This is a genomic window from Bacteroides sp. 11BF (assembly GCF_019633765.1).
GTDB lineage: Bacteria > Bacteroidota > Bacteroidia > Bacteroidales > Bacteroidaceae > Bacteroides > Bacteroides hominis.
This window is the reverse complement of record NZ_JAFKPJ010000008.1, coordinates 13957-36000: the sequence shown is the minus strand read 5'-3', so window position 1 is coordinate 36000 and position 22044 is coordinate 13957. Positions and strand designations below refer to the sequence as shown.

Sequence of the window (22044 nt, the reverse complement as noted above, 5' to 3'; positions counted from 1 at the left end):
TTATATCTCGTTGTTTTATCAATTAATCATCTTCTCCGCCATCGTCAATCGGTAAGATTTTCCGGCTTTCTTCGTGTGGGAGCTCTTCGACCTGCCGGAGCTTGCGTTCGATGGCGCGGGTGCGTTTTCCCATTACTTCTTCCAATTGGTCACCTGCACTTTGCAGATTCTTCTGCACCTTCTCGAGCAGTCCTCCGAATTTTCCGAATTCAGTTTTTACGGCTCCCAGTACAGTCCATACTTCACCAGTACGTTTCTGTATGGCAAGTGTCCGGAATCCCATTTGCAGGCTGTTCAGTATAGCTCCCAAAGTAGTTGGCCCGGTTACGACAATCTTGAAATCCTTTTGTAGTGTTTCCACTAAAGTTGTGCGGCGGATTACTTCTGCATAAATGCTTTCAAAGGGGAGGAACAGGATGGCGAAGTCCGTTGTAAACGGTGGGTCGACATACTTGTCATGAATATCCTTTGCCATCTTTTTTATGGTTGTTTCCAGTTGACGCCCGCATGATTCCATCAGTACAGCGTCACCTGCCTCAAAGGCATCATAATATTGCTCGTAAACATCTTTTGGAAATTTTGCATCGATTGGCAGATAAATGGTACTGTTTGCATCGTCTTTCCCGGGAAGTTTGATGGCGAACTCTACAAATTCGGTTCCGCTCTTCTTGGTCTTGACATTTGCTTCATACTGTTCGGGACTCATCATCTGCTCCAGAAGAGCACCTAACTGGACTTCTCCAAAAGTCCCGCGCATTTTCACGTTGCTCAGAACTTTCTTGAGACCACCCACATCTTGTGCGAGAGACTTCATTTCTCCCAGGCCTTTTTGCACGTTTTCAAGTTGCGAACGGACTATCTCGAAGGACTGTCCGATACGTTCGTTAAGAGTCTTTTGTAATTTCTCTTCAACCATCACGCGCATGTCATCCAGACGCTTCTCAGTAGACTGTATCAGCGTTTCCTGCTGACGTGCCATTGCGTCGAACTTCTGGCGTTGCAGTTCTCCGGTGGTCATCATGTTCTTATGCATGGCGTCCTGCAACTGTTGTAAACCCTGATTCAGGGTTTGCGTCATTTCCATGCGCAACTCACGAATGCTGCGATTCAACTCTTCCCGGTTTTCCTGCATTTGTTGACGCAATGCCCGTTGCATCTCTTCGCTTTGCGAGCGATTGTTGCGGGTTAGTGTCAATACAAGCTGGACAACCAGCAAGGCTGCAATAATCAAGAGGAGAGTCAGTTCCATTTAATAAGTCAATATTTCGTTTCCGGTTTCAGTAATCAGAATCATATTTTCCCATTGTGCAGACGGCAATCCGTCGTCTGTGCAGACTGTCCAGTCATCAGCAGAGTCGACAAAGACCTCATACGTTCCCATATTGATCATCGGTTCGATGGTGAAAGTCATGCCCGGAAGAATTAACATTCCTGTTCCCCGGCGTCCGAAGTGTTCTACGTCGGGTTCTTCATGGAATTTGATACCTACTCCGTGCCCGCATAAGTCACGGACCACGCTATAACCGTTCTTCTCGGCATGTTCCTGAATAGCGGCACCCACATCTCCTAACCGTGCCCAAGGCTGTGCGGCTGCTATACCGATTTCCATACACTCTCTGGTAACTTGCACCAGTCTTTGTTTTTCCGGACTGACTTCACCGATCATGAACATACGTGATGCATCGGAGAAATAGCCTTTGTAAATAGTCGATACGTCCACGTTGACTATATCTCCGCTTTGCAGAAATTCGGTCGGACTGGGTATTCCGTGGCATACCACATCATTGATACTGGTACAGACGCTTTTAGGGAATCCTTCATAATTGAGAGGGGCGGGAATAGCACCGTGAGCTGTTGTGAAATCATAAACCAATCGGTCGATCTCTTCTGTAGGCATTCCTTCACGAATGTTTTCCGCGATGTGGTCAAGCAGCGCCGTATTGATTTTGGCACTTTCACGGATACCTTCAATCTGTTCCGGCGTACGGAGCACTTTGCGTGGGGGAAGTTTATAGCCTTGTTTTCTGTATTTCTGTATCTTATCTTCTATTTCATCCGGATAATTGGAAGGAGTAAACCGGACTCCTTTAATAAACTTTTTCATTTTACTATCTTGATTTTTTATTCGTAGCACAAATGTAGGGAATAAAAAGGGGAAATGCTGTGTATCGGGAAAGATTATTTCTGCGAGTCGGAGGTGAAAAGCAGCAATTAATACTCAATAACTCATTTTGTCATTTTGTATTTTAATGCTGCTCAGATTTGATTTTTCAGGTCCTATATCAATCCTTGTGGAAAAGAACGCGAAATAGCGGAATTTGTATAATTCAAAAAGAATGTTATTCCATTGTTTTACTGTGATATCGTTTATTGATAGTTCTAATATCGTTTATTGTGTTATGAATTCCTATGTTTATGCACATATATGTTATTTTTGTATGATTGCTTCTGCGAGTGCTAATAAATAAAAAAAGTGGTCTTATACAGTGGGAAACGTCTTTGGGGATTATGAAATTAGCAAATACTCGGATGAAGTTAGCAAAATACTTAGACGAAGTTAATAAAAGACTTGGATGAAGTTAACAAAAGACTTAGAGGATATTAATAAAGGTCTAAGTGTTTTTGCATATTTATCATTAGATTAGTGATAAAAGTGTATGTTATTTCTTTTTTTTATCCGTTTTCTATTAAATATAAGTTCTATCTGAGGACTTTTGTTTCTATATAGAGTTAGCGATTCTTCTATAAATGAAGCAATCTGTAGCTTACTTCCTCTTAAAGGTTTCTTTTTGAAAATTCAGGTAAGGTAAACAGAATGCCTCCGAAGCGAACAATGTGGTTTTTATTTGTTTGAAATGTTTTTATTAATCCTATTTCCTTTTTATTAGAAAACAATCCTTATATTTGTCCCTTGTATTATTAATTTAATGACAAATGACACTTATGAAGACATTGAATTTTATGAAGACGCTGCTTTTATTGGTAGCTATAGTAGGCTTGAGCTCTTGTGGCGACAAGTATTATTCAGATGATTATTTGCGAAACAGTAATGCAAAGTTATGCGGAAAGACTTGGGTGAATGATTCTGATAAAAATGATGCGGATGAATGGGTGCGCCATACATTGAAGTTTGATGATAGCGGACGGCTGGCAGAAACTTATGCTTATTATCATTTGAATGAAAACCAACCTTACCGGACAGAAACAAATAATCTGACTTGGTCCTGGATAGACGATTCGATGGAAGGAATTGTTTTTGACTATGGCGTAAACGGGATGACTTATTTTGATAATGTGTGGGTGCGCGAACATAATCTTTCCGGAAAGCTGAACGGAAAGGTCGTTGTATTTGTTGATTCAAAATACAACAGAAACTAATTTAGAAAAGGAGATAGAAAGATGAAAGGCTATTTAAAGATTCTGCTGGTACTGCTGCTGGCTGTCGGACTGGCATCTTGTGAAGACGATCAGGGAGAGATTGAATATGTCATTGCCGGACGGGCATGGACAGGCGATGTGGGGATGAATGCCGATAACGGTGAAGCCTTGTTTAGTACCTTTGAATTCGGGCTTGACGGTTTTGGGGTGGAAACCCAGTTTTATGCTTCTGATGGCGCTTTGTATGATCAGTATCGTTTCCGGTGGTATTGGGGCGACTCTTATAATCGTAATTTAGTGTTGGATTACGGAACTAACGGTATTTCTTTTATGGATGACGTAAGAGTATACGGAGATCGGCTGAGCGGTATCTTTTATCTTTCGGACAATGCACCGGGTTTTAATTTTGAGCTTAGGATGGAATAATACTTATATTTGACAGGTGAGATATATCAAAATGGGCGTGAAATAGTTGTTTCACGCCCATTTTAGTATCATTTTCTGAGAAACAATTTCTTGAATGCCGGGGGATAAGGAGTTTCAAATTCCATCAGCTGATCTGTTACCGGATGATAGAAACAAAGTTTGAAAGCATGCAACGCCAGACGCCCGAGAGGATTGGGACCGCCGTCGATACCGTAACGCCCGTCTCCGATCAGAGGATGCCCTAAATCCTGCATATGTACACGTATCTGATTTTTACGTCCGGTTTCCAGTCGCAGTTCTACCAATGAATATCCATTGGCGCGTTTGATAGTGCGATAGTGGGTGATTGATTTGGAACCACCGTCATCGTAGCTGCTTGAACTGACATATAAGGTACGGTCTGTCAACCAGGATACGACGGTGTCGCTGTCCTTTTCCATCTCGCCGGTAACTACTGCTACATAACGACGGTCCGTCACGATGTCATGCCAGTGGTCACGCAGTGTACGTTGTGTCTTTTCATCTTTGGCAAACATCATCAATCCTGAGGTGTCACGATCCAGACGATGAACTACAAAAATACGGTTTCCACGCCCCGAACGCCCCACATATTCACTTAAGATATGCTGTGCTGTGCGTTCCTTCTGCCGGTCGGTGCCAACAGAGAGTAAGCCTTCTTTTTTCTCTACTACGATGATATAAGTGTCTTCATAGACGATTTTCAGCAGCGGATGACGGAATTCCTTTTTATTCTTATCTTTGCTGATAAGCACTTTCATGCCCGGTTGCAGAGGGAAGTTGAATTGTGTCGTAATCACATTGTCAACCAGTACGATTCGTTTGCTGAGTAGTGACTTTAATTTGGTACGGCTGGCATCAGGCATTTTCGCTGCGAGGAAGTCCATTAGTTCCATAGGCTCTTTCACCAGATAACCTGTATATTGCGCACGTGCCTTTTCGGCCGGAGTTCGTTTCATTCTTTTCATATTTGTTTCCTTATTTAAGTTCGAGCAGCACTACGTTTTCCACGTGATGGGTATGTGGGAACATATCTACCGGTTGCACTGCTTTCACACGGTATTTAACGTCGAGCAACTGAAGATCACGGGCTTGCGTTGCCGGATTACAACTAACATATACAATTCGTTTTGGTTCGGCAAACAAGATTACGTCTACCACATCCTGATGCATTCCTGCCCGGGGAGGATCGGTGATAATTACGTCTGGACGTCCATACTGATTGATGAAGTCCTGAGTCAGGATATCCTTCATGTCTCCGGCAAAGAACAACGTATTCTCTATTCCGTTAATTTCCGCATTTACTTTCGCATCTTCAATGGCTTCGGGCACGTATTCGATGCCGATCACTTGCCGTGCCTGTCGCGATACAAAGTTAGCAATGGTTCCTGTTCCGGTATACAGGTCATACACCAGTTCGCCACCCGTTAATCCGGCAAAGTCGCGCGCTACCTTATAGAGGTTGTATGCCTGCCCCGAATTGGTCTGATAGAACGATTTCGGTCCCACTTTGAAACGCAGGCCCTCCATCTCTTCAAAGATATGGTCGTTGCCACGGAATACGTGTACATCGAGATCATTGATGGTGTCGTTGCATTTATTATTAATAATGTATAGGAGAGAGGTTATTTCCGGAAATTGGTCGGCCACATACTGCAATAACTGTTTGAAGAGATCCATTTCATGCTCTTCGGTAATTTTACAAATCAGAATTACCATCAGTTCGCCGGTACTTGAAGTACGCACAATCATGTTGCGGAGCATTCCTTCCTGTGAACGAAGGTTGATGAAAGAGTAATTGTGCTCGTAAGCATAATCACGGATTGTGTTTCGGATGCGATTGGAAATATCGTCTTGTAACCAACACTTTTCGATAGCCAGCACTTTGTCGAATGCTCCCGGGATATGGAATCCTACTGCATTCATCTGGTCGTACTTTACATCCTGTTTCACTTCTTCTGCTGTCAGCCAGCGTTTGTTTGAGAAGGTAAATTCCAGTTTGTTCCGATAAAATTCGGTTTTGGCAGATCCCAGGATAGGAGAGATCTCCGGTAATTCGATCTTGCCGATGCGACGGAGGTTATCTTCCACCTGTTTCTGTTTGTATTTGATTTGTTCGGCGTAAGGCAATACCTGCCATTTGCATCCGCCGCATACGCCATAGTGTTGGCAAAAAGGAACGGCACGTATCGGCGAGAGTTCGTGAAACTTCACCGCTTCGGCCTCGGCATATTTATTCTTTTTTCTTTTGACTTGCAGATCCACCACATCGCCCGGCACTACGTAAGGCACAAAAACTACCAGGTCATTTACTTTTGCGATGGCTTTTCCTTCGGCAGCCACATCCGTTATTGTCACCTTCTCCAGCAGGGGAAGTTCTTTTTTCTTTCTAGCCACAATACTCCTTGAATTATATTAAAATGATTTCTTTATGTATAAAGCGTGAATATATAAAATCACCATTCTACGCCATATTAATAAAATCTTTCGCAAAAGTAGGTATTTTTTTTCGTATTTCTCTATATGAAGTGAAATAATGCAGATTGCAATGTCGAAATTGCATTTTGATAGAAAGTTTTTCATATAAAAGTTTTCTGGTTTGCGAAATATCCTTAGATTTGCGAACAGAAAAGAATCACAACTAATAACTTTAAAATCGTATTATGGACAAAAAAAGAGTTTATACCTTTGGTAATGGACTGGCAGAAGGAAAAGCCGGTATGCGAAACTTACTTGGGGGTAAAGGTGCGAACCTTGCCGAAATGAATCTGATCGGTGTCCCCGTACCTCCGGGCTTCACAATTACAACTGACGTTTGTACCGAATATTACGAGATGGGACAGGAAAAGGTCGTATCTCTCCTGAAAGAAGAAGTAGAAAAAGCCATTGCAAATATAGAGAACCTGATGCGTTCAAAATTTGGTGACGTAGAGAATCCGTTGCTGGTTTCTGTGCGTTCGGGTGCACGTGCATCCATGCCGGGCATGATGGATACGATCCTGAATCTGGGTTTGAACGATGAAGTGGTTGAAGGCTTGACCCGTAAAACAGGAAATGCCCGTTTTGCATGGGATTCTTACCGCCGTTTCGTACAGATGTATGGTGATGTAGTATTAGGTATGAAGCCTGTTAACAAAGAAGACCAGGATCCGTTTGAAGCCATCATCGAAGAGGTGAAACATGCCAAAGGCGTGAAATTGGATAACGAGCTTGAGGTAGAAGACTTGAAAGAACTCGTGAAGAAATTTAAAGCTGCTGTAAAAGCACAGACCGGCAAGGATTTCCCTACTTGTGCATATGAACAGCTTTGGGGAGCAATTTGCGCCGTATTTAATTCATGGATGAATGAACGTGCCATCCTGTACCGTAAGATGGAGGGAATTCCTGACGAATGGGGTACTGCCGTAAGTGTTCAGGCAATGGTATTCGGTAATATGGGCGATGGTTCTGCTACAGGTGTTTGCTTCTCACGCGATGCTGCCACAGGTGAGGACCTTTTCAATGGTGAATACCTGATCAATGCACAGGGCGAGGACGTTGTTGCCGGAATCCGTACTCCGCAACAGATCACGAAGATCGGTTCTCAGCGTTGGGCCCAGTTGGCCGGTGTGAGCGAAGAAGAGCGTGCTTCGAAATACCCTTCTATGGAAGAAGCAATGCCGGAAATATATAAACAACTGGACGAATTGCAGACTAAGCTCGAAAATCACTATAAAGATATGCAGGACATGGAGTTCACCGTTCAGGAAGGCAAACTTTGGTTCCTTCAGACACGTAACGGTAAACGTACCGGTGCTGCCATGGTAAAAATCGCAATGGATCTGTTCCGTCAGGGAATGATTGATGAAAAGACTGCCCTGATGCGTGTAGAACCCAATAAGCTGGATGAATTACTCCACCCGGTATTCGATAAGTCTGCTTTGAAACAGGCTAAAGTGTTGACTCGCGGTTTGCCGGCTTCTCCGGGTGCTGCTACCGGTCAGATTGTATTCTTTGCTGACGACGCTGCCGAATGGCATGCTGCCGGAAAACGTGTCGTAATGGTTCGTATTGAAACATCACCGGAAGATTTGGCCGGTATGGCAGTTGCTGAAGGTATTTTGACCGCACGCGGAGGTATGACTTCACATGCAGCCGTGGTTGCCCGCGGTATGGGTAAATGTTGTGTTTCGGGAGCCGGTGCACTGAACATCGACTATAAAGCCCGTACAGTAGAAGTGGACGGCGTGTTGCTGAAAGAGGGTGATTTCATCTCTTTGAACGGTAGTACGGGTGAAGTTTACCAAGGTAAAGTAGAAACGAAGGCTGCTGAGTTATCGGGTGATTTTTCCGATTTGATGAAGTTGGCCGATAAATATACCCGCCTGCAAGTACGTACTAATGCCGACACTCCGCATGATGCTGAGGTTGCCCGTAACTTCGGTGCGGTAGGTATAGGCCTTTGCCGTACGGAACACATGTTCTTTGAAGGTGAAAAAATTAAGGCTATGCGTGAAATGATTCTGGCAGAAAATGCTGAAGGGCGCCGCAAAGCACTGGCTAAGATACTTCCATATCAGCAAGCCGACTTCAAAGGAATCTTTAAGGCTATGGCCGGTTGTCCGGTGACCGTACGCCTGCTTGATCCTCCTTTGCATGAATTCGTTCCTCACGATCTGAAAGGACAGCAAGAAATGGCCGATACGATGGGGGTAAGCCTGCAATATATCCAGCAGCGTGTAGAATCACTTTGCGAACACAACCCGATGTTGGGCCACCGCGGTTGCCGTTTGGGAAATACGTATCCCGAAATCACACAGATGCAGACTCGTGCCATTTTGGGTGCCGCTCTTGAACTGAAGAAAGAAGGAATAGAAACACATCCCGAAATCATGGTGCCGCTGACAGGTATTCTTTACGAGTTCCAGCAGCAGGAAAGTGTGATCCGTGCCGAAGCAGAAAAGCTTTTCGAAGAGGTGGGAGACCGCATCGACTTCAAGGTTGGAACCATGATCGAGATTCCTCGTGCAGCTCTGACTGCCGACCGTATCGCTTCGTCTGCCGAGTTCTTCTCGTTCGGAACCAACGACTTGACTCAGATGACTTTCGGTTACTCTCGTGACGATATCGCTTCTTTCCTTCCGGTTTATCTGGAGAAGAAGATCCTAAAGGTAGACCCGTTCCAGGTACTCGACCAGAATGGTGTAGGCCAGTTGGTACGTATGGCAACCGAAAAAGGGCGTGCTATCCGTCCGGATTTGAAATGCGGTATCTGCGGTGAACATGGCGGTGAGCCTTCATCTGTGAAGTTCTGCCATAAAGTAGGTTTGAATTACGTTAGTTGTTCTCCGTTCCGTGTGCCTATTGCACGTCTGGCAGCGGCACAAGCTGCTATTGAAGACTAAATAGATTTCAGATAACTGGTTAGGCGAGGCTACCCGTGAAAGGGTAGCCTCGTTTTTTATGGAAACAGAATAAGAGAAAGCAGAAGCAGGGGGAGTGGATAAAATGTAGAGTGAATATTTGTATAATTCAAATAAAAATATTTCCTTTATCTTATGAAACCTTACTTATTATATATTTTAACAAACTAAAATTACAGAATTATGAAAAGAAATCTTGTATTTGTATTGTTTGCCCTTGTTTCGGTTGTGGGCTTTTCTCAAGTGAGCTGGAATGCCAAGGTGGGAATGAATATCAGTAATTATACCGGTGATTTTGACATGAATGCCAAAGTAGGATTCAAGATAGGCGGTGGTATGGAGTATGGATTTAATGAAATCTGGTCTTTGCAACCCTCTTTGTTCGTATCTTCCAAAGGTGTCAAGAAGGATGAACTGAGTGTGAATGCTGTTTATCTGGAACTGCCGGTTATGGCTGCGGCGCGTTTCAAAGTGGCCGATAATACCAATATTGTGTTGAGTGCCGGTCCTTATTTTGCTTGCGGTATCGGGGGTAATTCTAAAGTCGATTTAGGTAAAGGACGTTTGGAAGTTGATACCTTTGGCGACGACGGTCTGCTGAAACGTGGCGATGTAGGTTTGGGTATCGGTGTTGCCGCGGAGTTTGGCAAGATCATCGCAGGGCTTGACGGCCAGTTCGGATTTGTCGATGTAATGGACGACGTAAATGGTAAAAATCTGAATGTTTCGATCAGTGTAGGTTATAAGTTCTGAGAAACCGATAAATATTAAAATAGAGAAGCCGCTGTAAATCAATTACAAGCGGCTTTTCTTTTATATTCACTCAGCGAATAATGGCGGAAATAGTTGTTTAATTAATGAATATACTATACTTTTGCGCCCCGAAACAAAAGTGAAATAATTCTTTTGTTTGTTTTCAAAATAGGTACATTTAATTAAAACTACTAAGAAGATGAAAAAGATTGTATTGTTTTTATTTGTTGCTATTGCAACTTTATCTGTCAAAGCTCAGGACATTTACATGGGAGGTACCGTAGGTTTGTGGCGTAATGATGACGCTAATACTACTTCTTTCAAGCTCGCTCCGGAAATCGGATACAACCTGAGTGAACAATGGGCACTGGGCGTTGAACTCCAGTTTAACCATGATTATATAAGTCATAAAACGATTAATTCTTTTGCTATTGCTCCTTATGCACGCTTTTCTTATTACGAGAACAAGATTGTACGTCTGTTTATCGATGGTGGGTTTGGCTTTGCTACCACTAAGGTGAAAGATGGTGGAGATGCAATAAACGGTTTTGAGATCGGTCTGAAACCGGGTATTGCCATAAAACTGAACCAACATTTCAGTTTGGTTGCCAAATGTGGTTTCTTGGGTTATAAGGACGACTATATGAATAACAGCGGATTCGGCTTTAGCGCAAGTAGCGAAGACTTAACATTCGGATTCCATTACGAATTTTAATCAAATAGGTTTCAACGAAATAGGGTGGCTTCCCTTCATTAGGAAGTCACCCTATTTTATTTAGTCCGTTGTTCTTTGACTCAGTCCGCCATCTTTTTCAGTTTCTTGAAGTGTTCTATCACTGCCAGATAATCTCTGTCGGAACAGGCATCGAATTTACCCCACAAGTCTCCTAAAACCACTGCACCTCCGAATCCGAAATCCTTTACTTCCAGTATATTCTCCGGCGTGATGCCTCCCAAAGCCATTACTTTGCCATCGATGATTTTGTCTTTACCTGCCTGACGCAATTCTTCAGCCGTGTAAGGCGAGTTATATCCTTCTTTTGAGATACTGTCGTAAATCGGGCTCATAAACACATAGTCGTAAAAGTGTTTTTTGTTTTTCACTTCCTCCACCGAGTGGCAGGAACAACTGATATGCCCGGAGTAGTCATGCGGCTCTTTCGGGTTGCGGGCATTCAGGTGAATTCCCATCAGGTTGAATTCTTCTTTCAGGTAGAAGTGTTCATGGGTGACAATGCGTTTATGATATTTTTCCGGAATCAGTGTGAGCAAGCGTTCCGAATACATAGCCGGCGTTTCCGGTTTCCTGAGATGCAGAATATCCAATCCCTCTTCAAAGAGAGCAGTGATAATCTTATCTTCTTCTACAAAGAAAGTAGGCGTCGTTACTACGATAAGTTTCATTTCTGTTGTTAAACTGTTAAGTTTAGCAAAGTTAGTAATTAACTTACTCAGAAACCAACCTTTATAGTGAAAATATGTTAGATTGCAATGTCCGTAAGTCAATTGTCCATAGTTTGCCTGCCAGAACCTCGCCGAATCCGCAGATAATCTTCAGGACTTCGGTTGCTTCCACACTGCCCGTCACTGCCGGTGTTACTCCGACTACCCCTTTGGGAGGGGGAGGCATACGCAACATCTCTTCTTCATCCGGATAGAGGTCACGGTATGTTTTCCGTTGTGCCCCGCTCCCGTAGTTAAAGACAGAAACCTGTCCCTCGAAACCACAGATGGCACCGTACACATAAGGTTTTCCCAACTCTACACAGACGTCATTTATCAGATATCGGGTGATAAAGTTATCGCATCCGTCCACTACGATGTCGTACTGCCTTATCAATTCACGGGCATTGTCTTTGCTGAGCCGTCCCGGACAGGCATTTACCTCTATTTCCCGGTTCAGGGCACTGAGTCGCAGTGAAGCGCAAATCGCTTTCAGGTCTCCTACCTCTTCTTCCGTATAGAGCACCTGCCTTTGCAGATTGCTGAGGCTTACTTCATCGTTATCCACCAGTCCGATGGTACCTACTCCTGCACCCGCCAGATAGAGGGCGATGGGAGAACCCAGTCCTCCTACGCCCACAATCAATACTTTGGCAGCTTTGAGTTTTGCTTGTCCTGCTTCTCCTATTTCCGGAAGCATGATTTGCCTGTTGTATCTTTCCATGATTCGTCTTGATCGTTAGCATTGAGTCAGGGTCAGTGCCGTGTCCCAGTCTTTGTAAACGGGTATTCGTCCCAGTGAACGCAGTGCGGCATCCACTTCCACGGCTTTCCGTTCGTCGCTGACATGAAACTGCTCCAGTGCCTGCGGATAGGTAAAGTAGCCTCCCGGTTCCGTTTTACTTTCGGCGCTCATGGTAGTCACCCCGAGCGTAGCCATGTGGTTACGGAACTCTGCGCTTTCGCGGGTAGAGTAGGAGATATCCACATCGTGGTCGAAGATGCGCATGGCAAAAGTCACCTGTGCCAGTTCCCGGTCGTTCATCACAACATTAGGTTGGAAACCTCCGTTCTCCGAGGGGCGCATCCGGGGGAAGTTGACGCTATATTTCGTTTTCCAGTAGTGCTTTTGCAGATAGCGCAGATGGTAGGCCATCATTGTGACATCCGTGCGCCATTCTTCCAGACCGATCAGTACCCCCATGCCTATTTTGTGTACACCTGCTTGTCCCATACGGTCAAAACCATTGACACGCCACTCAAATTTCGATTTCATGCCACGGGGATGATACACATTATAATTGGTTTTGTTGTAAGTCTCCTGAAAGCAGATGACTCCATTCAGTCCGGCATACGTAAGCCGTTCATATTCTTCTGCTTTAAGTGGCATTACCTCAATTTGCAGATTAGAGAAATAAGGCTTTGCCAGCAGGAGGGCCCGTTCAATGTAATCTACTCCTGCTTTGGCAGGATTTTCGCCTGTTACTAACAGCAGATTTTCGAACGGAGCCAGTTTCTTGATCGCTTTGTACTCGTTTACCATTTCCTCTTCCGTAAGGATGGTCCGTTTCATCGGATTATTGTGGTTAAAGCCACAGTATACACACGAGTTTGTACAAGAATTTGTAATATAGAGTGGAACGAACATCGAAATTGTCTTTCCGAAGCGTTCCAGCGTATATTTCCGGCTGAGACGCGCCATAGTCTCCAGATAGGGGGCGGCAGCCGGCGAAATCAATGCCATAAAATCGTTTACATCGCAATGTTCCTTTGACAATGCGCGGCGCACATCGGCGTCGGTTTTGGAATAGATGATTTTAGTCGTCTCTTCCCAGGAAATCTTTTCTAATTCATCTGAAAACATTTTATTTTTTCTTTTTATTCTTCTGATTTATTTTCTTCAATGTGTTCCGCACAGTCGTTTTTACAGCGGTCGAATACAGTTCCGTATCTGTGCTTTCCAGTATGGTCCGCAGTTCATTGAGCAGTTCGGGTTCGTGCTTGCACAGGTGGTAGGCCATTCGGACGGCTAAGGATTGCACGCCTATGCTTTCGCGGCGAGACAGCATGCAATCCAGACAGAAGTTAAGCAATTCAACCGATGGGATTTCTTCGGCGGGAGCATGGTAGAGTATGGAGAGAAGCAGGCGCTTGGAACCATCGTGTTTGCAGGTCACCAGCCTTCCGGTCAGTTCTTCCCGGAGCGGGGCGAACCAATCGGGGTATTGCCTGCAAAGTTTATCGCATACCCACAGTGCCCGCCAGGAGACCAATAGCTTCTCGTCTGTCGTCAGATGATAGAGGGCCTCAAAGTTCTCCGGCTGCCGGCGGATCTCCTCAATGATCCGGTCTATGGATAGTTCGGAGATGGGTACATCCAATGCTTTCCGGTATTCGTCTGTTCTTTCCATGACAGTTGGTCTTATTCTTGTTTTTTAGTTTTCTTCAAGTCCCGGCTCAGTCGCATTGCGCAGAAGTTCGGTCCGCACATGGTGCAATATTCTCCGTCCGTGTGTCGTCCGGCATGGAAATAAGAGAATGCGCGTTCCGGGTCGAGTGACAAGTCGAACTGGTCTTTCCAGCGGAATTCATAGCGTGCTTTGCTCAACGCATTGTCCCGTACCTGGGCTCCCGGATGCCCCTTGGCCAGGTCGGCTGCATGGGCGGCAATCTTATAGGTGATCACTCCGACGCGTACATCTTCTTTATCGGGCAATGCCAGGTGCTCCTTGGGCGTCACGTAGCAGAGCATGGCTGTTCCGAGCCAGCCTATTTGTGCCGCACCGATTGCAGAGGTGATGTGGTCGTATCCCGGTGCAATATCCGTCACTAACGGGCCGAGCGTATAGAACGGGGCATTGTGGCACTTCTCGATCTGGCGTTCCATGTTCTCGCGGATTTTGTGCATCGGCACGTGTCCGGGCCCTTCGATGAAGGCTTGTACGTTCTTTTCCCAGGCGCGTACCACCAGTTCGCCCATGGTATCAAGTTCGGCAAACTGTGCCTCGTCATTGGCATCGTGGGTGGAACCCGGTCGCAAACCGTCTCCCAATGATACCGCTACGTCATATTGTGCCAGAATATCACAGATGTCGTCAAAGTGTTCGTAAAGGAAACTCTCGCGGTCGTGCACCAGGCACCATTTACTCATGATGCTCCCGCCGCGGGATACGATTCCGCAAAGCCTCTTTTCGGCCAGGTGCACATTGTGCCGGCGGATTCCCGCATGAATGGTGAAGTAGTCCACTCCCTGCTCGCACTGTTCTATCAGTGTGTCGCGATACAGTTCCCAGGACAGGTCCTCTACTTTGCCGTTTACCTTTTCCAGTGCCTGATAGATGGGTACCGTACCCACCGGAACCGGGCAGTTGCGTATGATCCATTCCCGTGTTTCGTGTATGTTTTCTCCCGTTGAAAGATCCATCAGCGTGTCACCTCCCCATTTGCAGCTCCACATCGCTTTCTCCACCTCTTCGTCGATGCTCGACGTGGTTGCGGAGTTACCGATGTTGGTATTGATCTTTACCAGAAAGTTACGGCCGATAATCATCGGTTCGGCTTCGGGATGATTGATGTTGGCAGGCAGAACCGCCCGTCCTTCGGCTATCTCCCGGCGTACAAATTCAGGAGTAATGTGAGTATCGATACCCAGTTCCTCACAGTTCATGTTTTCGCGGATAGCCACATATTCCATTTCCGGAGTGATGATACCTTGTTTGGCATATGCCATTTGGGTGATATGTTTCCCGGATTTGGCCCGGTAGGGCAGTGCGATGTGCTCAAAGCGGAGAGGGTCGAGGCTTTTGTCGTCCCGCCGCATCCGTCCGTATTCCGAACTGATCTCCGGAAGTTGCTCTACATCCCCCCTTTTCAGTATCCATTCTTCCCGTAGCCGGGGGAGACCTTTTTTCAGGTCAATCTCTATGTCCGGGTCACTGAAAGGTCCGCTTGTATCATAGATATATACGTGTGGGTTGGGAGTTATGATTTTTTTCTCTCCTTCGAAAGTGGTGCTGGGCACTTGCTCTACTCTCCGCATACCTACGCGGATTTCGGGGAAAAGTTTTCCGGACAGGTACACTTTCTCGGAGCGGGGGAATTTTATTCTTTGTTCCATAAATTCGTTATTAGAGATGGGACTGTTTTTTTATTCGTTTAAAAATGCCGTCAGCGGTGAACTTGCTTCTGCCACCAATCCGGTAGTCTGCATGCTGAGTCCTGCTTCATAGGCCATTCGTCCTGCTTCGACTGCCTGCTTGAAAGCCTTTGCCATTTCTACCGGGTTGCCGGCTACGGCAATGGCAGTATTTACCAGACACGCCGATGCTCCTATCTCCATCGCTTCTGCCGCATGGCTCGGCGCACCGATTCCGGCATCCACTATTACCGGGATACCCGCCTGTTCGATAATGATGTGGATGAATTCTTTGGTCTGCAAACCTTTGTTGGTTCCGATCGGTGCTCCCAACGGCATCACTGTGGCCGCTCCCGCCTCTTCCAGTTGTTTGCAGAGTACCGGGTCGGCCTGGCAATAAGGCAGTACCACAAATCCGAGTTTCACGAGTCGTTCGGTTGCTTTCAGAGTCTCTACCGAGTCGGGCAGCAGATAGCGCGGATCCGGGTGTATCTCCAGCTTCAGCCAGTTGGTCCCGAAGGCTTCGCGTGCCATTTGTCCGGCAAACACCGCTTCTTCCGCGTTGCGCACTCCCGAGGTATTGGGCAGCAGTTGGATGTGTGGATGCACGATATGTTTCAGCATGTCGTCTTCCGAATTCTCCATGTCGATACGTTTCATGGCCACTGTTACCATTTCGGTGCCCGAGGCCAGTATCGATTGTTCCATCAATTCGTTTGAGTTGAACTTTCCTGTTCCCAGGAAGAGGCGGGAGTTGAATTCACGTCCCGCAATAATTAGCTTTTCCATTTCTGATTTTGTTTTGAGCTCACCACAGATTACACAGATTTTCACAGATTAATAATTTATTTTACTGAGAGTTAAATTAAAGAATCTGTGAAAATCCGTGTACTCTGTGGTGAGTTCGATTCATTTCCTTATATGTTTAGAATCCTTCTTGTTTCTTCTACCGGGTTCGGCGCTTGCAGGATGGCTCCTGAGAGGGCGATGCCGTTTACGCCTGTTTTCATGATGGCAGGGATATCTTCCGTTACGATGCCTCCGATGGCGACTACCGGAATCCGGATGCCGCATTCATCCATTTGCGATAAAATAGAGGTATATCCTTCGAGTCCCAGTACGGGGCTGAGGTTCTTCTTGGTTGTAGTAAACCGGAACGGGCCGATGCCCAGATAGTCGGCACCGGCGCTGAAGTGCATTTTCACGTCTTCAAAAGTATTGGCTGTACCTCCGATGATGAATGCTTCGCCCAGGATTTTTCTGGCTTCGCTGACAGGCATGTCTTTTTTGCCCAGATGCACTCCGTCTACTTCCAGTTTTTGGGCGAGTTCCACATGATCGTCAAGAATCAGGATGGCTCCGTGTGTCTTGCAAAGAGGTTTCAGCTGCCGGGCTACTGTTTCCACCTCTTCCGGAGATGCCTCTTTCATGCGCAGTTGTATCCATTTGCATCCTCCTTCGAGGGCTATACATGCCGATTCGAAATAAGAGTATTTCCCGGTCTGGTGAGTGATAAATTGCAGGCTCAGCATGATTTATCCTCCACAGGCTGCTTTAATCACAATCAGGTTGTCATTCTCGTGCAGGCTGAATTCGTCCCATTGCGGACGTGGGATCATTTGGTTGTTCACAGCGATGGCAATGCCGTTTTCGGGAAGTTGCAATTGCGTGGCAAGCCCGGTGATGGTGCTTGCGGTAGTTTCCACTTCTTTGTTGTTCACTTGTACTTTCATATTCGTATATGTATTTATAGATAAATGAAAGTAAATACAAAGAGAGTGCATGCGGAGAGAAACGATAAGAAGAAATACACAATCCCTTCGGCAGTACTAACTGCATCAGGTTCTTAGGGTATGATCTCAGCCACCGGGTGGCACCCCTTTGTCTTTACAGGAGCAAAGTAAGTGAAAAAGGAGATAAGAAAAAAGTAAATCAGGGATTATTTCACCACGGAGTAGGCAGAGAGTGGTGCAGAGGAAACAGAGGACGCAGAGGACACCAGAGTCAAATTCGTTCTTTTCCCGAATTTGAAACTCTGTGTCCTCTGCGTCCTCTGTGGTGAATACTTCTGAATTACAGTCGTTTTTCCACTACATCCCAGTCGATGATCTCCCACAGTTTATTTACGTGGTCGGCCCGCCGGTTCTGATAGTCGAGATAATAAGCGTGTTCCCACACATCGAATCCCAGTAGCGGTTTTAGTCCGGCACGCACCGGGTTGCTTCCATTGGCTTCTTTGGTGATATGCAGTTTCCCGTTTTTATCCACAGACAGCCAGGCCCATCCCGAACCGAACAATCCTACGGCAGCCGCATTAAATTCTTTCTTGAAGTTCTCAAAGCTTCCAAAGTCGCGTTTGATGGCTTCTCCCAACTTACCTTCCGGTTCGTTTTTCGCCGGTTTCGGTGCGAATTGCAGGAAGTAGAGTGTGTGGTTCAGCACCTGTCCGGCATTGTTGAAGATGGCTCCGTCGGGAGCCGAAGCTACGATGGCTTCTACTGTTTTTCCTTCAAATTCGGTGCCTGGAACGAGGCTATTGAGATTGTTTACATATGTTTGAAGATGTTTACCATAATGGTAATCAATGGTCTGCTGACTGATTACAGGTTCCAGCGCATTGTTTGCGTACGGAAGTTTAGGCATTTCGTAAGTCATGGTTGTAAATATTAAAGACATTAATAATGTATTCATAAATTCAAATCTTTTATTTCATTTCTATAAATATATAACGGGATATAGGGCCTAAATGTTCGGAGTTGTCCAAACTTTCCTCTATCTTTGCCAGTGAATAGAGATTTAACAGATAAATTTTATGCCCGACTATATCGAAGAACTTAATGAAAGCCAGCGTGCAGCGGTGCTCTACGGTGATGGTCCTTCACTGGTCATTGCCGGTGCCGGTTCCGGAAAGACACGCGTACTTACTTATAAGATAGCCTATCTGCTCGAGAACGGTTACAATCCTTGGAACATCCTGGCACTGACTTTTACCAACAAAGCCGCCCGTGAGATGAAAGAGCGCATTGCCCGGCAGGTGGGCGAACAGCGTGCACGGTATCTCTGGATGGGTACATTCCATTCGGTGTTCTCCCGTATTCTTCGTGCCGAGGCATCCCACATCGGGTTTACGTCACAGTTCACCATCTACGACTCGGCGGACAGCAAGAGCCTGCTCCGTTCCATCATCAAGGAGATGGGGCTTGACGAAAAGACCTATAAACCCGGCAGTGTACAGGCTCGCATTTCCAATGCTAAGAACCATTTGGTGTCTCCTTCGGGCTATGCTGCCAACAAGGAGGCTTACGAGGCAGATGCTGCGGCCAAGATGCCTGCCATACGCGACATTTACAGCCGTTACTGGGAGCGTTGCCGGCAAGCCGGAGCAATGGATTTCGATGATTTGCTGGTCTATACCTATATTCTTTTCCGCGATTTTCCCGAAGTGCTGGCGCGCTATCGTGAGCAGTTCCGTTATGTGCTTGTCGACGAGTATCAGGACACCAACTATGCGCAGCACAGCATTGTGTTGCAGCTCACTAAGGAGAATCAGCGTGTTTGTGTGGTGGGTGACGATGCGCAGAGCATCTACTCTTTCCGGGGAGCCGACATCGACAATATTTTGTATTTCACCAAGATATATCCCGACACAAAAGTCTTCAAGCTGGAGCAGAATTACCGTTCTACCCAGACCATCGTCCGTGCAGCCAACAGCTTGATCGAAAAGAACGAGCGGCAGATCCCCAAAGAGGTTTTCTCCGAGAAAGAACGGGGGGAAGCCATCGGTGTATTCCAAGCCTACAGCGATGTGGAAGAGGGTGATATCGTGACCAATAAAATCGCCCAGCTGCGTCGCGAACACGATTATGGCTATTCTGATTTTGCGATCCTTTACCGCACCAATGCCCAGAGCCGTGTCTTCGAGGAGGCCTTGCGTAAGCGGAGCATGCCTTATAAGATTTACGGCGGCCTCTCTTTCTATCAGCGTAAGGAAATAAAAGACATCATAGCTTATTTCCGTCTGGTGGTCAATCCCAACGATGAAGAGGCGTTCAAGCGGATTATCAATTATCCGGCACGCGGCATCGGTGATACTACGGTGGGGAAGATTATCAAAGCCGCCACCGACAACAATGTCAGCCTGTGGACTGTGCTGTGCGAACCCATCACTTACGGACTTACTATTAATAAAAATACACACACCAGGTTGCAAGGCTTTCGTGAACTGATCGAACAGTTCATGACCGAGGTGGCGGAGAAGAATGCCTATGAAATAGGTACGGCAATCATCCGCCAGTCCGGCATTATCAATGACGTCTGTCAGGACAACTCGCCCGAAAACCTGAGCCGCAAAGAGAACATCGAGGAACTGGTGAACGGTATGAATGATTTCTGTGCTATGCGTCAGGAAGAGGGGAACACAAATGTTTCACTGATCGACTTTCTCTCCGAAGTATCCCTGCTCACCGATCAGGATTCCGATAAGGAGGGAGATGGTGAGAAGGTGACTTTGATGACGGTGCATTCTGCCAAAGGGCTGGAGTTCCGCAATGTATTTGTGGTAGGGTTGGAAGAGAATCTCTTCCCCAGTGGCATGGCGGGCGATTCACCGCGCGCGATGGAAGAAGAACGCCGCCTGTTCTACGTCGCCATCACCCGTGCCGAGGAACACTGTTTCCTCTCGTTTGCCAAAACCCGTTTCCGTTACGGAAAGATGGAGTTCGGCAGTCCCAGTCGGTTCCTGAGGGATATCGACACCCGCTTCCTGCAACTTCCGCAGGAGGCAGCTTTAGGCCGTAGCGTTGACGAAGGAGCCGGCCGTTTCCGCCGCGAAATGGAGGAGGGATACTCCCGCCGTCCGTCTGCCGAGCGTTTTTCTGCCCGTCCGTCTGCCGACCGTCCGCAGCGTGAACGTCCGAAGGAGCAGATCATTGCCCCGACCGTCCCCCGTAACTTGAAGAGGGTGAGCGGTACCACGGTATCCCCATCGGCAGCTCCCGGAGCCGGCATTACAGGTGTACAACCCGGGCAGACCATTGAACACGAGCGTTTCGGCATAGGTCAGGTGATTCGTGTCGAAGGTTCGGGCGACAATGCCAAAGCAACGATCCATTTCCGTAATGCGGGCGATAAACAGTTGCTGCTGCGTTTTGCGAGATTTAAAGTAATAGAATAATTATTCACCACAGAGTAACACAGAGTTCACAGAGGAAGAATTTAAGATCTTTCTATAAACCTGGAAAATAAAAACTCCGTGTCCTCTGTGTCCTCTGTGGTGAACTTTGTAGTTGACTATGATAGATTTTACCCAATTTCCCTCTCCGTGCTATATCATGGAGGAAGAATTGCTGAGAAAGAACCTCAGTCTGATAAAGAGTGTGGCCGACCGGGCCGGAGTTGAAATCATCCTTGCTTTCAAGTCTTTTGCCATGTGGCGTTCATTCCCTATTTTCAGGGAATACATCGGACATTCCACGGCAAGCTCCGTCTACGAGGCGCGCCTGGCACTCGAAGAGTTCGGCAGTAAGGCACACACTTATTCTCCGGCTTATACCGAAGCCGACTTTCCGGAAATCATGCGTTGCAGCAGTCATATCACGTTCAATTCCATGGCGCAGTTCCACCGGTTCTACCCGATGACCGTAGCCGGAGGCAGTGACATTTCTTGCGGCATTCGCATCAATCCCGAATATTCCGAAGTGGAGACCGAACTCTATAATCCGTGCGCTCCCGGCACCCGTTTCGGCATCACTGCCGATCTGCTGCCCGAACAGTTGCCGCAGGGGATCGAGGGTTTTCATTGCCATTGCCATTGTGAATCATCTTCGTTCGAACTCGAGCGTACTTTGCAACATCTTGAAGAGAAGTTCTCCCCGTGGTTCTCTCAGATAAAGTGGCTCAACCTGGGAGGCGGACATCTGATGACCCGTAAAGATTATGATACCGGGCACCTGATAGGCTTGTTGCAGGGCTTAAAGAAACGTTATCCGCATTTGCGCATCATCCTTGAGCCCGGTTCGGCTTTTACCTGGCAAACCGGGGTACTGACTTCCGAGGTGGTAGATATTGTCGAGAGCCGTGGTATCCGTACCGCCATTCTTAACGTCAGCTTTACCTGTCACATGCCCGACTGTCTGGAAATGCCTTATCAACCGGCCGTTCGCGGGGCGGTGATGGGAGAGGAGGGACCGTTTGTCTATCGGCTCGGAGGTAATTCCTGCCTGAGCGGAGACTATATGGGTTCCTGGAGTTTCGATCATGAATTGCAGATCGGCGAACGTATTGTTTTTGAAGATATGATACATTATACGATGGTAAAAACAAATATGTTCAACGGGATCCACCATCCTGCCATCGCTTTGTGGACGGCGAGTGGAAATGCTGAAATCTTCAAGCAATTTTCCTATGAAGATTATCGCAATAGAATGAGTTGATAATCAAAACATTTGTCGTTTGGCAAAAACAAAATGCACATTTTCCTGAGAAAAAAGT

At 46.5% G+C, this 22044-nt stretch carries 20 protein-coding genes and 1 riboswitch; of the genes, 7 read left to right on the top strand and 13 right to left on the bottom strand.

Features of this window, described 5'->3' with window-relative positions; all coding sequences use genetic code 11:
• Positions 1–22: 22 nt before the first annotated feature.
• The gene (locus JZY04_RS10025; RefSeq protein WP_122142188.1) at positions 23–1249 is read right to left on the bottom strand and encodes a DNA recombination protein RmuC; all 1227 of its coding nucleotides are present in this window, start codon (positions 1247–1249) and stop codon (positions 23–25) included.
• On the bottom strand, positions 1250–2104 hold the full coding sequence (gene map, locus JZY04_RS10020; protein ID WP_005806458.1) for a type I methionyl aminopeptidase: 855 nt from the start codon (positions 2102–2104) through the stop codon (positions 1250–1252). It abuts the gene before it with no gap.
• 830 nt (positions 2105–2934) lie between these two features.
• Here map and JZY04_RS10015 point away from each other — a divergent pair.
• Positions 2935–3378 (top strand): hypothetical protein, encoded by a 444-nt coding sequence (locus JZY04_RS10015; RefSeq protein WP_005806437.1) that lies wholly within the window; start codon positions 2935–2937, stop codon positions 3376–3378.
• A gap of 21 nt (positions 3379–3399) precedes the next feature.
• On the top strand, positions 3400–3804 hold the full coding sequence (locus JZY04_RS10010) for a hypothetical protein (RefSeq protein WP_005778083.1): 405 nt from the start codon (positions 3400–3402) through the stop codon (positions 3802–3804).
• Positions 3805–3872: 68 nt separating this feature from the next.
• Here JZY04_RS10010 and JZY04_RS10005 read toward each other — a convergent pair whose 3' ends face one another.
• Both JZY04_RS10005 and rlmD read right to left on the bottom strand, forming a co-directional pair.
• Entirely contained in the window at positions 3873–4790 is a 918-nt protein-coding gene (locus JZY04_RS10005) for an RluA family pseudouridine synthase (protein WP_122142187.1), read from the bottom strand.
• A 10-nt stretch (positions 4791–4800) separates the two neighbouring features.
• Positions 4801–6219 carry a 23S rRNA (uracil(1939)-C(5))-methyltransferase RlmD gene (gene rlmD / locus JZY04_RS10000; RefSeq protein WP_005806432.1) on the bottom strand — a complete coding sequence of 473 codons (1419 nt, stop codon included), beginning with the start codon at positions 6217–6219 and terminating at the stop codon, positions 4801–4803.
• A 266-nt stretch (positions 6220–6485) separates the two neighbouring features.
• Between rlmD and ppdK the strand changes: the two genes are divergently transcribed.
• The 3 genes from ppdK (at position 6486) to JZY04_RS09985 (ending at position 10692) form a co-directional block, all read left to right on the top strand.
• Positions 6486–9206 (top strand): pyruvate, phosphate dikinase, encoded by a 2721-nt coding sequence (gene ppdK / locus JZY04_RS09995; RefSeq protein WP_122142186.1) that lies wholly within the window; start codon positions 6486–6488, stop codon positions 9204–9206.
• Between the two features lie 201 nt (positions 9207–9407).
• Positions 9408–9977: a porin family protein gene (locus tag JZY04_RS09990; protein WP_022012391.1), complete on the top strand. Its 570-nt coding sequence runs from the start codon at positions 9408–9410 to the stop codon at positions 9975–9977.
• Positions 9978–10176: 199 nt separating this feature from the next.
• On the top strand, positions 10177–10692 hold the full coding sequence (locus JZY04_RS09985) for an outer membrane beta-barrel protein (protein ID WP_005778068.1): 516 nt from the start codon (positions 10177–10179) through the stop codon (positions 10690–10692).
• A gap of 80 nt (positions 10693–10772) precedes the next feature.
• Here JZY04_RS09985 and JZY04_RS09980 read toward each other — a convergent pair whose 3' ends face one another.
• From JZY04_RS09980 to JZY04_RS09940, 9 genes are all read right to left on the bottom strand, one after another.
• Positions 10773–11381 carry a thiamine phosphate synthase gene (locus JZY04_RS09980; protein WP_005778065.1) on the bottom strand — a complete coding sequence of 203 codons (609 nt, stop codon included), beginning with the start codon at positions 11379–11381 and terminating at the stop codon, positions 10773–10775.
• A gap of 61 nt (positions 11382–11442) precedes the next feature.
• Positions 11443–12144, bottom strand: a complete 702-nt coding sequence (locus JZY04_RS09975; protein WP_005806426.1) for a HesA/MoeB/ThiF family protein — start codon at positions 12142–12144, stop codon at positions 11443–11445.
• Between the two features lie 15 nt (positions 12145–12159).
• Positions 12160–13284 (bottom strand): 2-iminoacetate synthase ThiH, encoded by a 1125-nt coding sequence (gene thiH / locus JZY04_RS09970; RefSeq protein WP_044300181.1) that lies wholly within the window; start codon positions 13282–13284, stop codon positions 12160–12162.
• Between the two features lies 1 nt (position 13285).
• Positions 13286–13831, bottom strand: a complete 546-nt coding sequence (locus JZY04_RS09965) for a hypothetical protein (RefSeq protein WP_032530983.1) — start codon at positions 13829–13831, stop codon at positions 13286–13288.
• Between the two features lie 11 nt (positions 13832–13842).
• Positions 13843–15537: a phosphomethylpyrimidine synthase ThiC gene (thiC, locus tag JZY04_RS09960; RefSeq protein ID WP_032530984.1), complete on the bottom strand. Its 1695-nt coding sequence runs from the start codon at positions 15535–15537 to the stop codon at positions 13843–13845.
• Positions 15538–15567: 30 nt separating this feature from the next.
• Positions 15568–16344, bottom strand: a complete 777-nt coding sequence (locus JZY04_RS09955) for a thiazole synthase (protein ID WP_122142185.1) — start codon at positions 16342–16344, stop codon at positions 15568–15570.
• A gap of 128 nt (positions 16345–16472) precedes the next feature.
• On the bottom strand, positions 16473–17087 hold the full coding sequence (locus JZY04_RS09950; protein WP_122142184.1) for a thiamine phosphate synthase: 615 nt from the start codon (positions 17085–17087) through the stop codon (positions 16473–16475).
• A gap of 3 nt (positions 17088–17090) precedes the next feature.
• Complete coding sequence (gene thiS, locus JZY04_RS09945; protein ID WP_032530986.1) at positions 17091–17288, bottom strand: sulfur carrier protein ThiS; 198 nt, start codon at positions 17286–17288, stop codon at positions 17091–17093.
• Between the two features lie 65 nt (positions 17289–17353).
• Positions 17354–17446: riboswitch (TPP riboswitch) on the bottom strand.
• A gap of 182 nt (positions 17447–17628) precedes the next feature.
• Positions 17629–18246, bottom strand: a complete 618-nt coding sequence (locus tag JZY04_RS09940) for a superoxide dismutase (protein ID WP_005778049.1) — start codon at positions 18244–18246, stop codon at positions 17629–17631.
• Between the two features lie 121 nt (positions 18247–18367).
• Here JZY04_RS09940 and JZY04_RS09935 point away from each other — a divergent pair, with 121 nt between their 5' ends.
• Both JZY04_RS09935 and nspC read left to right on the top strand, forming a co-directional pair.
• Complete coding sequence (locus JZY04_RS09935; RefSeq protein WP_122142183.1) at positions 18368–20728, top strand: ATP-dependent helicase; 2361 nt, start codon at positions 18368–18370, stop codon at positions 20726–20728.
• A 118-nt stretch (positions 20729–20846) separates the two neighbouring features.
• Positions 20847–21986 (top strand): carboxynorspermidine decarboxylase, encoded by a 1140-nt coding sequence (gene nspC / locus JZY04_RS09930; protein ID WP_032537980.1) that lies wholly within the window; start codon positions 20847–20849, stop codon positions 21984–21986.
• The last annotated feature ends 58 nt before the right edge of the window (positions 21987–22044 follow it).

Excerpts from the sequence above, each read along its gene's own strand:
- JZY04_RS10025 (WP_122142188.1), bottom strand. The coding sequence starts at position 1,249 with ATGGAACTGACTCTCCTCTTGATTATTGCAGCCTTGCTGGTTGTCCAG.
- map (WP_005806458.1), bottom strand. The coding sequence starts at position 2,104 with ATGAAAAAGTTTATTAAAGGAGTCCGGTTTACTCCTTCCAATTATCCG.
- JZY04_RS10015 (WP_005806437.1), top strand. The coding sequence starts at position 2,935 with ATGACACTTATGAAGACATTGAATTTTATGAAGACGCTGCTTTTATTG.
- JZY04_RS10010 (WP_005778083.1), top strand. The coding sequence starts at position 3,400 with ATGAAAGGCTATTTAAAGATTCTGCTGGTACTGCTGCTGGCTGTCGGA.
- JZY04_RS10005 (WP_122142187.1), bottom strand. The coding sequence starts at position 4,790 with ATGAAAAGAATGAAACGAACTCCGGCCGAAAAGGCACGTGCGCAATAT.
- ppdK (WP_122142186.1), top strand. The coding sequence starts at position 6,486 with ATGGACAAAAAAAGAGTTTATACCTTTGGTAATGGACTGGCAGAAGGA.
- JZY04_RS09990 (WP_022012391.1), top strand. The coding sequence starts at position 9,408 with ATGAAAAGAAATCTTGTATTTGTATTGTTTGCCCTTGTTTCGGTTGTG.
- JZY04_RS09985 (WP_005778068.1), top strand. The coding sequence starts at position 10,177 with ATGAAAAAGATTGTATTGTTTTTATTTGTTGCTATTGCAACTTTATCT.
- JZY04_RS09980 (WP_005778065.1), bottom strand. The coding sequence starts at position 11,381 with ATGAAACTTATCGTAGTAACGACGCCTACTTTCTTTGTAGAAGAAGAT.
- JZY04_RS09975 (WP_005806426.1), bottom strand. The coding sequence starts at position 12,144 with ATGGAAAGATACAACAGGCAAATCATGCTTCCGGAAATAGGAGAAGCA.
- thiH (WP_044300181.1), bottom strand. The coding sequence starts at position 13,284 with ATGTTTTCAGATGAATTAGAAAAGATTTCCTGGGAAGAGACGACTAAA.
- JZY04_RS09965 (WP_032530983.1), bottom strand. The coding sequence starts at position 13,831 with ATGGAAAGAACAGACGAATACCGGAAAGCATTGGATGTACCCATCTCC.
- thiC (WP_032530984.1), bottom strand. The coding sequence starts at position 15,537 with ATGGAACAAAGAATAAAATTCCCCCGCTCCGAGAAAGTGTACCTGTCC.
- JZY04_RS09955 (WP_122142185.1), bottom strand. The coding sequence starts at position 16,344 with ATGGAAAAGCTAATTATTGCGGGACGTGAATTCAACTCCCGCCTCTTC.
- JZY04_RS09950 (WP_122142184.1), bottom strand. The coding sequence starts at position 17,087 with ATGCTGAGCCTGCAATTTATCACTCACCAGACCGGGAAATACTCTTAT.
- thiS (WP_032530986.1), bottom strand. The coding sequence starts at position 17,288 with ATGAAAGTACAAGTGAACAACAAAGAAGTGGAAACTACCGCAAGCACC.
- JZY04_RS09940 (WP_005778049.1), bottom strand. The coding sequence starts at position 18,246 with ATGAATACATTATTAATGTCTTTAATATTTACAACCATGACTTACGAA.
- JZY04_RS09935 (WP_122142183.1), top strand. The coding sequence starts at position 18,368 with ATGCCCGACTATATCGAAGAACTTAATGAAAGCCAGCGTGCAGCGGTG.
- nspC (WP_032537980.1), top strand. The coding sequence starts at position 20,847 with ATGATAGATTTTACCCAATTTCCCTCTCCGTGCTATATCATGGAGGAA.